This window comes from Pseudomonas bubulae (assembly GCF_037023725.1).
GTDB classification, from domain to species: domain Bacteria; phylum Pseudomonadota; class Gammaproteobacteria; order Pseudomonadales; family Pseudomonadaceae; genus Aquipseudomonas; species Aquipseudomonas bubulae.
On sequence record NZ_CP146077.1, the window covers coordinates 4088997 to 4103335 of the forward strand.

Below are 14339 nucleotides of genomic sequence, written 5' to 3' on the forward strand. Positions count from 1 at the left end.
CTCCTGAAGAAAATGTGCAGCTATTCTAACGGTATCTCCCGAAGGCTTGGCGGTTTACATAGCCCGGACCACAGGTAGAATGGCGCCCCTCTTTCATCCCCGAGCTGACTTCATGGCGTTGCCGACATTACGCATCATCGGTTTCATTATCGGCATCTTCCTGATTACGCTCGCGATCAGCATGGCCGTGCCCATGCTGACCCTGGTGATTTACGACCACCTGGGCGACTTGCCATCCTTTTTGTGGGCCAGCCTGATTACCTTCATTGCCGGCCTGGCGCTGGTCATACCGGGCCGCCCCGAGCAGGTGCATCTGCGCCCCCGGGACATGTATCTGCTGACTGTGTCCAGCTGGGTGGTGGTGTGCATCTTCGCCGCACTGCCGTTTTTGCTGACGCAGCACATCAGCTATACCGATTCTTTTTTTGAAAGCATGTCCGGCATTACCGCCACCGGCTCCACCGTGCTGAGCGGCCTGGACACCATGTCCCCCGGCATTCTGATGTGGCGCTCGATGCTGCACTGGCTGGGCGGCATCGGCTTTATCGGTATGGCGGTAGCCATCTTGCCCCTGCTGCGCATCGGTGGCATGCGCCTGTTCCAGACCGAGTCCTCTGACCGCTCCGAAAAGGTCATGCCGCGCTCGCACATGGTGGCCCGCCTGATTGTCGCCACTTACGTCGGCATCACCATTCTGGGCAGCCTGGCATTCTGGTGGGCGGGCATGAGCGTGTTTGATGCGATCAACCACGCCATGTCGGCCATTTCCACCGGTGGTTTTTCGACCTCCGACCAGTCACTGGCCAAGTGGTCGCAACCGGCGGTGCACTGGGTCGCCATTGCCGTGATGATCATGGGTAGCTTGCCGTTTACCTTGTATGTGGCCACCCTGCGCGGTCATCGCAAGGCCCTGATCAAGGATCAGCAGGTACAAGGCTTGCTCGGCTTGCTGGTCGTGACCTGGTTCGTGCTCAGCATCTGGTTGTGGTGGACTACCAACATGCCGTGGTGGGACGCCTTCCGCCATGTCGCGCTCAACGTGACCTCGGTAGTAACGACCACGGGCTTTGCTCTGGGTGACTACAGCCTGTGGGGCAATTTCTCGCTGATGCTGTTCTTCTACCTGGGCTTTATCGGCGGTTGCTCGGGCTCGACTGCAGGCGGGATCAAGATTTTCCGCTTTCAGGTCGCCTATATCCTGCTCAAGGCCAACCTTAATCAACTGATCCACCCTCGAGCGGTGATCAAGCAGAAGTACAACGGCCACCGCCTCGACGAAGAAATCGTACGCTCGATCCTGACCTTTTCGTTTTTCTTCGCCATCACCATCTGCGTGATCGCGCTGGCCCTGTCGCTGCTGGGACTGGACTGGATGACCGCCCTGACCGGCGCCGCCAGCACGGTGTCGGGCGTAGGGCCAGGGCTGGGCGAGATCATCGGGCCGTCCGGCAACTTCGCCAGCCTGCCGGATGCGGCCAAATGGATTTTGTCGTTGGGCATGTTGCTTGGGCGACTGGAGATCATTACCGTGTTTGTATTGTGCATTCCGGCATTTTGGCGGCACTGATCCACAGAAGAGACCTGTCATGGACCAAATCCTGTCACTGCGCCATTACCGCCACGACCTGATTGCCCATAGCCATGAACATGCGCAGGTGGTGATCAGCTTGTCGGGCAAGCTGGATTTCGAAGTCGAGGGCCGGCCCAGCCTGCTGCGCCAGCAACAGCTGATGGTCGTGCCTGCGGGCGCCCACCACACCTGTGGCAGCTCGCAAGGCAGCCACTGCCTGGTGCTGGACGTGCCTGGTGACAACTGGCTGGGCCAGTCCCTGGGTGGGCACGCCGATGCCAGCCGCCGATTGCTCGACAACCCCGCACAGCTGCCTCTCGACCCGAAACAGCATCAACTGGTCGACTGGCTCGCCACCAGCCCGATAAACGACCCGTTGATTGCCCGCCAGGGTGCGATTCTGCTGCTCGCCAGCCTGGCTAACCTTGCCGGCGAACGGGCGCAACCCAAACGCCTGCCCTACGCGGCCATGGATGCCTATATTGAGCAGAATACTGCCTACCCGTTACAGGTTGCGGATCTGGCTCAAATTGCAGGCTTGTCCTGCGCCCGCTTGCACAGCCGCTTTGCCAGCGAGTGCGGGCAAACGCCAATGGACTACATCCGCCAGCGACGCCTGCGCAGTGCCCTGACGCTGCTGCGCCAAAGCGCCCTGGCCATAGGCGAAATAGCCAGCCGCGTTGGCTACAACTCGCAAAGCGCGTTCGCCGCCGCCATGCTGCGCGAATTCGGCGCCTCGCCTTCGGTGCTGAGACGCGAGTCTGGCGACAACTGACGCCAGTGTCGCGACAGACAGCTCCCTGCCCTGCCCCGTAGACTGCACGCCTTGCCTGTATTGAACCAAGGATTGCAATGACTCCGCGTACTGCCCTGGGCGCCCTGCATATCGGCGCTTTGATGTTTGGCCTGACTGGCGTGTTCGGCAAACTTGCCGCTGCATCGGCTTCGATCATCGTATTTGGCCGCGCCGCTTTCGCAGTGCTGGCATTGCTGTGCTTCACCGCGCTGGCCAAACGCAGCGCCTGGTACCGACTGACCCTGCGCGACGCCCGCAGTTTGCTGCTGAGCGGTGTGCTGCTGGCCGGGCACTGGATAAGCTTTTTTGTCTCGGTAAAAATCGCCGGGGTCGCGATTGCAACCCTGGGCTTTGCCAGTTTCCCGGCGTTCACGGTGATTCTGGAAGGACTGATTTTTCGCGAACGCATTCGTCCCAACGAAATAGTTCTGGTGGCGCTGGTCAGCATCGGGCTGATCCTGGTCACGCCAAGCTTTGACCTGGCCAGCCAGGCCACCGAAGGGCTGCTGTGGGCCGTCGCTTCCGGGTTGCTGTTTTCACTGCTGTCGCTGAACAACCGCGCCAACTCGGGGCGGATGCCCGCCGTGCAGGCCGCCATGTGGCAAAACGCGGTGGTCGCGTTGTGCCTGCTGCCCTTTGCCGGCCCGGGATTGAGCGAAGTCCGCCCGCTGGACTGGCTATGGATCGGTCTGCTCGGGGTGTTTTGCACCGGCGTGGCACACAGCCTGTTCGTCGCCAGCCTGGCAGTAATCAAGGCGCGCACTGCCGCCGTGGTCTTTGCCATGGAACCGGTCTATGGCATCACCCTGGCATGGTTGCTGTTCCACGAAACACCCTCGCTGCGCATGTTGCTGGGCGGTGTACTGATAATCGTCGCCATCGTGGTGTCGAGCCGCATGCGCAGCGGCCCCGCACCCGATAAGGCAGGGCTGGACGCCGCCGCTCACTGAGCCCGGTCGTTGTGCCCCAGGTCGCGCTGCGGGTCAATTTGGTCACGCACTCGCTGCTTGAGCACCTTGGCTTCGGGAAAGCCGCCGTCAGCCTTGCGTTCCCAGATCTGCACACCGTCGCAGGTGATGCGAAACACCCCACCGGTGCCAGGCTCCAGCACGACCCGGCCCAGGTCTTCGGCAAAGGTGCTGAGCAACTCTTGAGCCAGCCAGGCGGCACGCAGCAGCCACTGGCATTGGGTGCAGTAGGTAATGACAATTTCGGGTTTATTGATCGACATGATTTCAAAGGCTCTTGAAAGGAAGGCGCCGCTATAATAGCCGCCTTTCTCGCTTGCCCAGAGACTCATGATGCGCCGCCTGCTCTGTTGTTTGTTCCTGTGTCTTTGCCCTTTGGTGCTGTTTGCCGCCGAAGCCGCCAAACCCAAAGTCGGCCTTGTGCTGTCCGGCGGCGCGGCCCGTGGCCTGGCCCACGTTGGCGTATTAAAGGCCCTGGAAGAACAGGGCATTCATATCGATGCCATCGCGGGCACCAGCATGGGCGCAGTGATTGGCGGTCTGTATGCCTCCGGCTACAAAATCGATGAGCTGGAAAAACTCGCGCTGAGCATCGACTGGCAAGAGGCCCTGTCCGATGCGCCGGAGCGCGAAGACATACCTTTTCGGCGCAAGCAGGATGACCGCGACTTTCTGGTCAAGCAACAACTCAGTTTCCGCGACGATGGCAGCCTGGGCCTGCCATTGGGCGTGATTCAGGGCCAGAACCTGGCATTGCTGCTCGAAAGCCTGCTGGCCCACAGCAGTGATGTGCGCGACTTCGACAAACTGCCAATCCCGTTCCGCGCCGTGGCCACTGATATCGTCAATGGCGAAAAAGTGGTGTTTCGCAAAGGGCATCTGCCCCAGGTGATCCGCGCCAGCATGTCAATCCCGGCGGTATTCGCCCCGGTCGAGATCAACGGCCAGCTGTTGGTCGATGGCGGCATGGTCGACAATATCCCGGTGGATGTGGCCCGGGAGATGGGCGTGGACATGGTCATTGTGGTGGATATCGGCACCCCGTTGCGGGGGCGCAAACAACTCAACACCGTGTTCGACATCCTCAACCAGTCGATCACCCTGATGACCCGAAGCAATTCAGAAGTGCAGCTGGCATCATTGAAGCCTGACGATATTTTGATTCAGCCCGCCCTGGCCAGCTATGGCGCCACTGATTTTGGCCGCTCACTTGACATCATCAATGCAGGCTACAGGGCCACGCAGGTGCTTGAGAAACGCCTCGCCAGCCTGCGTCAACCTACGGACGTGCAACTGGCTGAAGCCCGCACCCCCGAAGAACGCACTCCGGTGATTACCGCGATCAAGATCGAAAACGACTCGAAAATCGGCGATTCGGTAATCCGCTACTATATTCGCCAGCCCATCGGCGAGCCCCTGGACCTGGGCCGCCTGCAACGTGACATGGGCACGTTGTACGGGCTCGATTACTTCGATCAGGTGCAATACCGCGTGGTGCACAAGGGCAAGGAGCGCACCCTGGTCATCAGCGCCAAAGGCAAGCGCAGCGGTACTGACTACCTGCGCCTGGGGCTGAACCTGTCGGACGACATGCGCGGTGACAGCGCCTTCAATATTGGTGCCAGCTACCGAGTGAACGGCATCAACCGGCTGGGTGCCGAATGGCTGACGCGGGTGCAGATTGGCGACAAGCAAGAGCTGTACAGCGAATTTTACCAGCCCCTGGATGCCGGCTCGCGCTACTTTGTCGCCCCCTATATCCACGCCCAGTCACAAAACGTGGAAATCATCGACGAGAACGACCCTATTGCCGAGTACCGGCTAGAGCGCTATGGCTTTGGCCTTAATTTTGGCCGCCAAATCGGTAACAGCGGTGAAATTCGCCTGGGCATCGGTGAGGCATGGGGCAAGGCTGACGTACGCATCGGTGAGCGCGACATGCCGAGCCTCAGCTTCAAAGAGGGATCCTATGATTTGAAGTACTCATTCGACTCACTGGATAACGTGTACTTCCCCCATTCAGGAGAAGACATCAGCCTGAGCCTGCGCCAGTTCGACCCGAGCCTTGGCTCGGATGAGCGCTATCGACAGTGGGAATTCAAACTGGACAAAGCCATGAGTTCAGGCCCCAACACCTGGGTATTGGGCGGGCGTTACGGACGTACCCTGGACAAGACTGAAATTGTCACCTCGAGCTTCTTGCTCGGCGGGGCACGACAACTCTCGGGTTTCAGGGAAGATGCGATTTCGGCGCAGAATATAAGCCTGATGCGCGCCGTTTATTATCGTCGCCTCACGCCCCGCTCGTATTTGCCGTTTGATTTTCCGTTGTATGCCGGCGCTTCTCTGGAGCGCGGACGGGCCTGGAACAACGACAACGAGTACAACAGCGGCTATATCAATGCGGCGAGCATTTTTATCGGCTTTGACACTCCGCTGGGTCCGCTGAACTTCAGCTACGGCTTCAACGATGATGACCAGAAAGCGCTGTATCTGAACCTGGGGCAGACGTTCTGACGGCTGAAAACAGACTACTGTGGGAGCGAGCCTGCTCGCGATGCTGGCAGCGTGGTCTTTTAGACAGGCCGCAGTGATGCCATCGCGAGCAGGCTCGCTCCCACAACAGGGATGTGTGAGATCAGTTCTTTTCGAGGTTATCCAGAATCCGCTTGTGCACACGCAGGCAAATGCGCGCTTCTTCTTCATCAATACCCACGAACAGTTCCTGACGCAACGCCGTGGCAATGGCTTCGATCTGTTCGATCAGCGGGCGGGCAGAATCACTCAAGACGATTTTTTTCGCACGGCGGTCTTCAACCACCGCGTGACGCTGCACCAGCCCCTGCGCCTCGAGGCTGTCAAGCAGACGAGCCAGTGTCGGACCTTCAACGCCAACGCTCTGGGCCAGCTCGCGCTGCGTGGGCGCCTCGTCAAAACGGGCCAGATGCAAAAGCACCAGCCAGCGTGCCTGGGACAGGCCCAGGCCAGCGAGACGACGATCCAGCTCGGCACGCCAACCACGGGACATTTGGGCCAGTTGCATACCAAAACGGTGTTGATCGGTTAACGGCATAAAAAACTCAATGTTTAGACTGAAAATAGAGTGAAACTAATTATTAGTCAGCTAAGCATGCCGTTTGCTCATAGGCAAGGCCTATAAGTCAATCAATCGTTACATAATCCCCGTAATAGCTAGATTTCAAACTCCGATTGCAGGGCTGCACGCACGCAATACAGCACGCCCTCAGGTACCCGCCCCTTGAACTGCTCGGCGATGCTGGCCACGCTCGGCAGCTCGCCTTCACCATCGAGGAATGCATCCTGCACTTCCTCCATCAGCTCTTCAGGCAAGTCCAGTGCCTGCTCCAGCGACAGCTCCTGACGACCTATGGCTTCGGCCAGCATGGTGTAAACGTTCTTTTCCGAGCACTGCAATTGCCCGCTGATCTGCAGCGGAGTCATGCCGGCGCGGGCCAGGCTGATCAATTCGTGGCGGATATCGGCCACCACCTTCGGTGTTTCGCCCTGCCCGCCCAGCACTTCGAGGAATGCCTCGCCATAACGCTCCAGCTTGCGTGCACCGACACCGCTGACCCTGGCCATCTCGGACATCGAGGTGGGCTGGCTGCGCAGCATTTCGAGCAGCGTGGAGTCGGGGAAGATGACATAGGGCGGTACGCCGTGCTCCTCGGCCAGTTTGCGCCGCAGGGCACGCAGGGCTTCCCACTGTTCGCGCTCTTCGCCACGCACCAGCTGGCTGGCCGGGCTGGCAGAGCTGCTCTTGACCGAGGTTTGCGGCTTGAGCTCGCGACGCAGCTCCAGGGTCACTTCGCCACGTAGCAACGGCCGGCAGCTGTCGCTCAGGCGCAGGCCGCCGTAGCCTTCAATATCGATGTCAGCCAGACCACGGGCCACCAGCTGGCGGAACAGCGTGCGCCACTCGCCTTCGGCGCGGGCTTTGCCCACACCAAAAACAGACAGATGTTGATGGCCAAAGCTGCGGACTTTTTCGTTTTCGCGACCCAGCAACACGTCGATCAAGTGTCCGGTACCATAACGTTGGCCCGTGCGATAAATGGCTGACAGCGCCTGGCGTGCCGGTTCGGTGGCGTCCCAGGTCTGCACGCCGTCCACGCAGTTGTCGCAATGCCCGCAAGGTTGTGGCATTTCTTCATCAAAGTAAGCGAGCAGGGTCTGACGGCGGCAGCGGGTTTCTTCGCACAGCGACAGCATGGCGTCGAGTTTGTGGTGCTCCAGACGCTTGTGTCGCTCGTCGCCTTCGGAGTTTTGCAGCATCTGCTTGAGCATCACCACGTCTTGCAGGCCGTAGGCCATCCAGGCATCTGCCGGCAGACCATCACGGCCTGCGCGGCCGGTTTCCTGGTAATACGCCTCTAGCGACTTGGGCAAGTCCAGATGCGCAACGAAACGCACGTTGGACTTGTCGATGCCCATACCGAACGCAATGGTGGCTACCATGATCAGCCCTTCCTCGTTGAGGAAGCGCTTCTGGTTGGCAGCCCGGGTGTCGCTGGGCAAGCCGGCGTGATATGGCAAGGCCGGGAACCCCTGATCGCAGAGGAACTGCGCGACTTCATCGACTTTTTTACGGGACAGGCAGTAGACGATGCCCGCATCGCTGCGACGCTCCGACAAGAACGCCAGCAACTGCTTGCGCGGCTGCTCTTTGGGCACGATGCGATAGAAAATATTGGGACGGTCGAAGCTCGACAAAAAGCGTTCGGCATTCTGCAAATGCAGGCGAGTGACGATCTCTTCGCGGGTGCGCTTGTCGGCCGTGGCCGTCAGGGCAATTCGCGGCACAGTGGGAAACACTTCAGCCAGTTGGCCCAGCTGCAGGTATTCAGGGCGGAAGTCGTGGCCCCATTGCGATACGCAGTGAGCTTCGTCGATGGCAAACAAGGCGATGTCCAGGCTCTGCAAAAACGCCATCATGCGCGGCTGCACCAGACGCTCCGGCGCAAGATAGAGCATCTTGACTTCGCCGCGCTTGATACGGTTGGCCAGCTCGCGCTGCTGCTCGGCACTCAGGGTCGAATTCAAGGACGCCGCGGCCACCCCGAGTTCTTCAAGGGTCGCGACCTGGTCGTCCATCAAGGCAATCAGCGGCGATACCACCACGGCCAGGCCATCGCGCAGCAAGGCCGGCACCTGGAAGCACAAGGACTTGCCGCCGCCGGTGGGCATCAGCACCAGGGCGTCGCCACCATTGGCCACGCGCTCAATAATGTCACCCTGGCGGCCACGGAAACTGTCGTAGCCGAAGATGTCTTTGAGTACGCGTTGAGCCTGTTCGAGCATAGAAACTCCAGAAATCGCCGAAACACCCCTGCGCCAGCACGATCCGCCACGCCCGCAAGCCTCTAAAAGGCTCGGACCCAGGCCACCGGTACGCGACATTTAACGCAGGGCATCACAAAACGCGGCAGTATACCCGAGCACTCCCCCGCTGCGGGGGGTGTAATTGCAACACCGATAACCGGGAACTGATGGCAAATGTGCCCTGCGACTGGCTTGGAAGCTCAAGAAAGCCTAGAATTCACTATCGTTTATTTACTAGGTAACACTTAATGTCCTTCGCTGAGCAACTAACCCGCCTGCAAGCCTTCCTCGACGCCGACGAGCTGCATGACGAGGCGCTGGACTACGTGGCCACCCACGGCTATCTGACTGCCCTGTCCATCTGTTCCGAGGAAGTGCCAGAGCGCGAATGGATCGACGCGATCTTCTCCGAAGCCCCGCACTACAAGGACGACGCCCAGCGCACCGAAATCGAAGGCACGCTGATCCAGCTCAAGGCTCACATCGCCCGTCAACTGGCGTCCGATGAAGAGTTCGAACTGCCATGCGACCTGGATCTGGGCGACGAGCCGGATGATTCCGACCTGCGCGGCTGGTGTGTAGGCTTTATGGAAGGCGTATTCATGCGCGAAGCCGCCTGGTTCGAAACCGCCGAAGAAGAAGTCAGCGAAATGCTGCTGCCAATCATGGTGGGCTCGGGCCTGTTCGATGATCAGCCAGAATTCGAAGACATCGCCAAAGATGCCAACCTGATGGACGACATGATCGTTCAGATTCCGGAAGCGCTGACCGCCCTGTACCTGCTGTGCCAGGCGCCAGACGAAAAGCCGGCGATCCTCAAACCGCGCCACCACTGATCCTTTAGTGGTTCAGCCCCCACTCGGCAACCGCCCGCGGTTGCTGCGCTACGCTTTGTTTGCCATCGGCTGGCTGAGCGTAGCCCTGGGGGTGATCGGCATATTTCTGCCGGTACTGCCTACAACCCCCTTTCTGCTATTGGCTGCCGCATGCTTTGCGCGCAGTTCGCCGCGTTTTTATCAATGGCTGGTCGAGCACCCACGGCTCGGGCCATGGATCCGCGACTACCTGGACGGTAATGGCATCCCGCTCAAGGGCAAGGTCTACGCCATAGGCCTGATGTGGCTGAGCATTGGCCTGTCCTGCTACCTGGTACCCTTGCCATGGGCCCGGGGCTTTATGCTGACCAGTGCCGTGCTGGTGAGCATCTACATCCTGCGACAAAAAACCCTCGAAAAACCCTGAAACCCTGTGGGAGCGGGCTTGCTCGCGATCGCCCCAACTCGGTTTCCCTGACATACCCCGCCGCCTGCATCGCGAGCAAGCCCGCGCCCACAGATTACGACTTGTGCCCGTGATTTTTCAGATAGGTATCGGCGCCCATCGCTTCGATCTGGCCTTCAATCAGCGCCTCGAACGAGCGCAGCAACGGCGTGAACGAGGTGGCCGGCTCCAGAATTTCCAGCGCCTGCACAATCGCTTCCAAAGTAGACAGGGCACCCGGCCCCGGCGCCTTGCGCAACCGGTAACGTGACACAGCGCCCTCGGGCAACGTCACCCGCGGCAATTGCGCCAGCAGCGGATTAAGGTGCAGCAACTTGCGCGCTTTGCGCCAGGTGCCATCGGGTACCACCAACAGCAACGGCAGGTCTTGCTCGCCGACAACATCGGCCACGATCAGTTGCGCATCGTCACCGGGGAACAATAACCGCGCCCGATACCCCGGCGGGTTGAGCAAGGTTGCCAAATCTTCGAACACCTCGCCAACCACCAATTGTGCGTTGGTCAGCCCCAAGGCTGCCAGTCGGGCGGTGTTCAGTGCGTGATTGACCTCACTGGGGTGCTGCAACAGCAACACGCGGGTACGGCTTGCCAGTTGTGGAATAAGTTCGCACAGGCAGTGGGACTGCGGGCGCATACAGCGCGGGCATTGGGCTCGGGACATAGAGTAAACGGGCTCGTTCAAGGTTTATGAAGCTGGGCTTTGAGCAGGTCGCGAAACGTCTGGATCAAGGGTTCGCGGCTGCGACCACGGCGCACGATCATCGAGAACGGCGCCTGATAGCCAAAGGTCGCGGGGAGCAGCACGCGCAGGTCACCCTTCTCCACCCAGGGCTCGGCATAGTGTTCGGGCAGGTAACCGATGTAGGCGCCCGAGAGCACCAGAATCAGCTGTGCCTCCATGCTGTCCACCGTCGCCGCGCTGTGCTTGAAGCCGTGGCGCGCCAGTTCAGCCTGGCTCCAGTAGCCGCGCCCGACCATCCGCTGCTGGGTAATCACCGGCCCGGGGATACGCCGTTCACTAAATAGAGGGTGTCGCGTGCTGCAGTACAGCCAGTGCTGCTCGCGGTACAACGGCTGGTAGACCAGCCCGCTCATGCGCGTGGAAAACGCTCCGATGGCCAGGTCCAGGCGATTGTCCTGAACCCCGAGCTGCAATTCATACGGGCTCATCACCGATAAATGCAGGTGCACCGCTGGATGCTCCTGGCTGTAGGCACCAATGGCCTCGGCAAAGGGCAAGGCCTTGTCGTTGACCGTCGAGTCGATCACACCCAGGTTCAGGGTACCGCGCAACTCACCCTTGAGCGCTGCCGCGTATTGCTCGAAACCTTCCAGTTCGCCCAGCAGGCGCAGGGTTTCCTGATGGAACAACTCGCCCTTGCTGGTCAGGCTGAACCCGCCACGACCGCGATGGCACAGCACCAGCCCCAGATTGGTTTCAAGCTGGCTCATATAAGTGCTGATGGCAGACGTCGAGAGGTTGAGCGCCTGCTGGGCATTGGCGAACCCCTGGTGCCTGACCACGCTGGCAAAAATTCGCAATAGTTTCAGATCGGGTAAAGCGTTGGCCATCAGTAACTCACTTTCCACCGTGGGAGCGGGCTTGCCCGCGATACAGGCGCCCGGGTTTCAGCCTGCTCTGTGGTGATGCATTCGCGAGCAAGCCCGCCCCCACAGGCAATGATGAATGATCAAAGTCTACCGCTATCAGTTTAGAAAAACCTGAACTAAGTATTTGTTCGCAGCGATTCTTCCCGCCTCGTACCTTTCGCAGAATCGAGCGCCATAACTCCTACAAAACGACGAGGCCTTACCCGTGGACAAAATTCTTCATCAACCACTGGGCGGTAATGAAATGCCGCGCTTCGCCGGCATCGCCACCATGATGCGCCTGCCCCACCTGCAATCGGCCGCCGGCCTTGACGCTGCTTTTGTCGGTGTGCCCCTGGATATCGGCACTTCGCTGCGCGCCGGCACCCGCTTCGGCCCCCGCGAAATCCGCGCCGAATCGGTAATGATCCGCCCGTACAACATGGCCACCGGCGCCGCCCCCTTTGATTCATTGTCGGTTGCCGATATCGGCGATGTGGCGATCAACACCTTCAACCTGCTGGACGCCGTGCGCATCATCGAAGAGGCCTACGACGAAATCCTTGAACACGATGTCATCCCCATGACCCTGGGCGGTGATCACACCATCACCCTGCCCATCCTGCGGGCCATCCATAAAAAGCACGGCAAGGTTGGCCTGGTGCATATCGATGCCCATGCCGATGTAAACGATCACATGTTTGGCGAGAAAATCGCCCACGGCACCACCTTCCGCCGCGCCGTGGAAGAAGGTCTGCTGGACTGTGACCGCGTGGTGCAGATCGGCCTGCGTGCCCAGGGCTATACCGCTGAGGACTTCAACTGGAGCCGCAAACAAGGCTTCCGCGTAGTGCAGGCCGAAGAGTGCTGGCATAAATCCCTGACGCCATTGATGGCCGAAGTGCGCGAGAAAGTCGGTAACGGCCCGGTGTACCTGAGCTTTGATATCGACGGCATCGACCCGGCCTGGGCGCCGGGCACCGGCACCCCGGAAATCGGCGGCCTGACCACCATCCAGGCAATGGAGGTGATCCGCGGTTGCCAGGGCCTCGACCTGGTCGGCTGCGATCTGGTAGAAGTCTCGCCGCCGTACGACACCACCGGCAACACTTCATTACTGGGCGCCAACCTGCTCTACGAAATGCTCTGCGTGCTGCCCGGCGTAGTACATCGATAAGGACATCTCTGCGGTGCCAGCAAGCCTTGCGCTTATGGCACCAAGCCACCGTGCTTTAGCTGCATCCATAAAAAAAATAATCGGAGATTCGCCATCATGGCTCTAGATCTACTGGTCGTCCTTATCTACGCAGCGGCAATGCTGGTGCTCGGTTACTACGGCATGCGCAAGGCCAAAACCCACGAAGACTATCTGGTTGCCGGACGAAATCTGGGACCCACGCTGTATATGGGCACGATGGCCGCCACCGTTTTGGGCGGTGCCTCTACCGTCGGCACCGTGCGCCTGGGCTATGTTCACGGGATTTCCGGCTTCTGGCTATGTGCCGCTCTGGGTTGCGGGATCATCGCGCTGAACCTGTTTTTGGCCAAGCCGCTGCTCAAACTGAAAATTTTTACCGTCACCCAGGTGCTGGAAAAACGCTACAACCCGATGGCCCGCCAGGCCAGTGCGGTGATCATGCTGGCCTACGCACTGATGATCGGCGTGACCTCAATCCTGGCCATCGGCACCGTTCTGGAAGTGCTGTTCGGCCTGCCTTTCTGGATCTCGGTATTGATCGGTGGTGGCGTGGTGGTGATCTACTCCACCGTGGGCGGCATGTGGTCGCTGACCCTGACCGACATCGTCCAGTTCGTGATCAAGACGGTCGGTCTGATGTTCGTGCTGCTGCCCATCTGCCTGTACCGCGTCGGCGGCTGGGACGAACTGGTGAGCAAGTTGCCAGCCTCGAACTTCAGCTTCACCAGCATCGGCTGGGACACGATCATCACCTACTTCATGATTTATTTTTTCGGCATCCTGATCGGCCAGGACATCTGGCAACGGGTATTCACCGCCAAAACTGCCAAAGTGGCCAAGTATGCTGGCACATTCGCCGGGTTCTACTGCATCCTCTATGGCCTGACCTGTGCACTGATCGGCATGGCCGCACACGTGCTGATTCCCGATCTGGATAACGTCAACAACGCCTTTGCCGCCATCGTCAAAGTGTCGCTGCCAGACGGTATTCGCGGGTTGGTGATTGCAGCAGCACTGGCGGCCATGATGTCCACCGCCAGCGCCGGTTTACTGGCAGCCTCCACCGTACTGACCGAAGACCTGTTGCCAAGGCTGCGCGGCGGCAAGCAGTCGAGCCTGCGGATCAACCGCCTGTTTACCCTGCTGACGGGCATTGCCGTACTGGGTATCGCGCTGGTGGTGTCTGATGTGATCAGCGCCCTGACCCTGGCCTACAACCTGCTGGTGGGCGGCATGCTGGTGCCATTGATCGGCGCGATTTTCTGGAAACGCGCCACTACAGCGGGCGCCATCTCCAGCATGAGCCTGGGTTTTATCACCGCATTGATCTTCATGATCACGGACGGCCTGGACGCCAACACCCCGATCTACTACAGCCTGGCCGTGGCACTGGCAAGCTTTGTGCTGGTCAGCCTGATAGATCGGCGCCCTGTGGCGGTGGCCAGCGTCGCCTGAGAAGGTCTTCTTGAGCGGGTCCGACGTTCCTGTTCGTACCCGTTTTTCTGCCGATCTCATTTCATACAACCGCAAACACCAATACCCCGCCCACGCAGCGCCTTGTCGCTGCCAGCCCATTAGTCAGTCCAACTACGC

General features: G+C 59.8%; 13 protein-coding genes. 8 read left to right on the plus strand and 5 right to left on the minus strand.

Annotation, left to right across the window (positions count from 1 at the left end; translation table 11 throughout):
* The first annotated feature begins 112 nt into the window (after positions 1-112).
* The 3 genes from V6L81_RS18830 to V6L81_RS18840 all read left to right on the plus strand — a co-directional run bounded on the left by V6L81_RS18830 (position 113) and on the right by V6L81_RS18840 (position 3316).
* On the plus strand, positions 113-1567 hold the full coding sequence (locus V6L81_RS18830; RefSeq protein ID WP_095002647.1) for a TrkH family potassium uptake protein: 1455 nt from the start codon (positions 113-115) through the stop codon (positions 1565-1567).
* Positions 1568-1586: 19 nt separating this feature from the next.
* Positions 1587-2345: an AraC family transcriptional regulator gene (locus V6L81_RS18835; RefSeq protein ID WP_095021120.1), complete on the plus strand. Its 759-nt coding sequence runs from the start codon at positions 1587-1589 to the stop codon at positions 2343-2345.
* A 77-nt stretch (positions 2346-2422) separates the two neighbouring features.
* Positions 2423-3316, plus strand: coding sequence for a DMT family transporter (locus V6L81_RS18840; RefSeq protein WP_095002649.1), 894 nt, complete (start codon positions 2423-2425; stop codon positions 3314-3316).
* On the opposite strand, the gene V6L81_RS18845 is transcribed toward V6L81_RS18840, so the two are convergent.
* Positions 3310-3597, minus strand: a complete 288-nt coding sequence (locus V6L81_RS18845) for a SelT/SelW/SelH family protein (RefSeq protein ID WP_095002712.1) — start codon at positions 3595-3597, stop codon at positions 3310-3312. The genes V6L81_RS18840 and V6L81_RS18845 overlap by 7 nt on opposite strands.
* Before the next feature lie 70 nt (positions 3598-3667).
* On the opposite strand from V6L81_RS18845, the gene V6L81_RS18850 reads away from it, so the two are divergent.
* Positions 3668-5851, plus strand: coding sequence for a patatin-like phospholipase family protein (locus tag V6L81_RS18850; protein ID WP_338660261.1), 2184 nt, complete (start codon positions 3668-3670; stop codon positions 5849-5851).
* Between the two features lie 121 nt (positions 5852-5972).
* On the opposite strand, the gene V6L81_RS18855 is transcribed toward V6L81_RS18850, so the two are convergent.
* Both V6L81_RS18855 and recQ read right to left on the minus strand, forming a co-directional pair.
* On the minus strand, positions 5973-6407 hold the full coding sequence (locus tag V6L81_RS18855; protein WP_095002651.1) for a MarR family transcriptional regulator: 435 nt from the start codon (positions 6405-6407) through the stop codon (positions 5973-5975).
* Between the two features lie 119 nt (positions 6408-6526).
* Positions 6527-8656, minus strand: coding sequence for a DNA helicase RecQ (gene recQ, locus V6L81_RS18860; protein ID WP_095024137.1), 2130 nt, complete (start codon positions 8654-8656; stop codon positions 6527-6529).
* A 269-nt stretch (positions 8657-8925) separates the two neighbouring features.
* On the opposite strand from recQ, the gene V6L81_RS18865 reads away from it, so the two are divergent.
* Together V6L81_RS18865 and V6L81_RS18870 are read left to right on the plus strand one after the other, a co-directional pair.
* Positions 8926-9513 carry a YecA family protein gene (locus tag V6L81_RS18865; RefSeq protein WP_095025660.1) on the plus strand — a complete coding sequence of 196 codons (588 nt, stop codon included), beginning with the start codon at positions 8926-8928 and terminating at the stop codon, positions 9511-9513.
* 7 nt (positions 9514-9520) lie between these two features.
* Positions 9521-9919: a YbaN family protein gene (locus V6L81_RS18870; protein ID WP_169916488.1), complete on the plus strand. Its 399-nt coding sequence runs from the start codon at positions 9521-9523 to the stop codon at positions 9917-9919.
* A 94-nt stretch (positions 9920-10013) separates the two neighbouring features.
* Here the strand turns inward: V6L81_RS18870 and V6L81_RS18875 are convergent, their stop codons facing one another.
* Both V6L81_RS18875 and V6L81_RS18880 read right to left on the minus strand, forming a co-directional pair.
* Positions 10014-10619, minus strand: a complete 606-nt coding sequence (locus V6L81_RS18875; protein ID WP_338660262.1) for a DTW domain-containing protein — start codon at positions 10617-10619, stop codon at positions 10014-10016.
* 17 nt (positions 10620-10636) lie between these two features.
* Positions 10637-11530 (minus strand): LysR family transcriptional regulator, encoded by an 894-nt coding sequence (locus V6L81_RS18880; RefSeq protein ID WP_095002655.1) that lies wholly within the window; start codon positions 11528-11530, stop codon positions 10637-10639.
* A 244-nt stretch (positions 11531-11774) separates the two neighbouring features.
* On the opposite strand from V6L81_RS18880, the gene speB reads away from it, so the two are divergent.
* Together speB and V6L81_RS18890 are read left to right on the plus strand one after the other, a co-directional pair.
* The gene (gene speB / locus V6L81_RS18885; RefSeq protein ID WP_095002656.1) at positions 11775-12725 is read left to right on the plus strand and encodes an agmatinase; all 951 of its coding nucleotides are present in this window, start codon (positions 11775-11777) and stop codon (positions 12723-12725) included.
* A 96-nt stretch (positions 12726-12821) separates the two neighbouring features.
* The gene (locus tag V6L81_RS18890; RefSeq protein ID WP_095039323.1) at positions 12822-14201 is read left to right on the plus strand and encodes a sodium:solute symporter; all 1380 of its coding nucleotides are present in this window, start codon (positions 12822-12824) and stop codon (positions 14199-14201) included.
* The last annotated feature ends 138 nt before the right edge of the window (positions 14202-14339 follow it).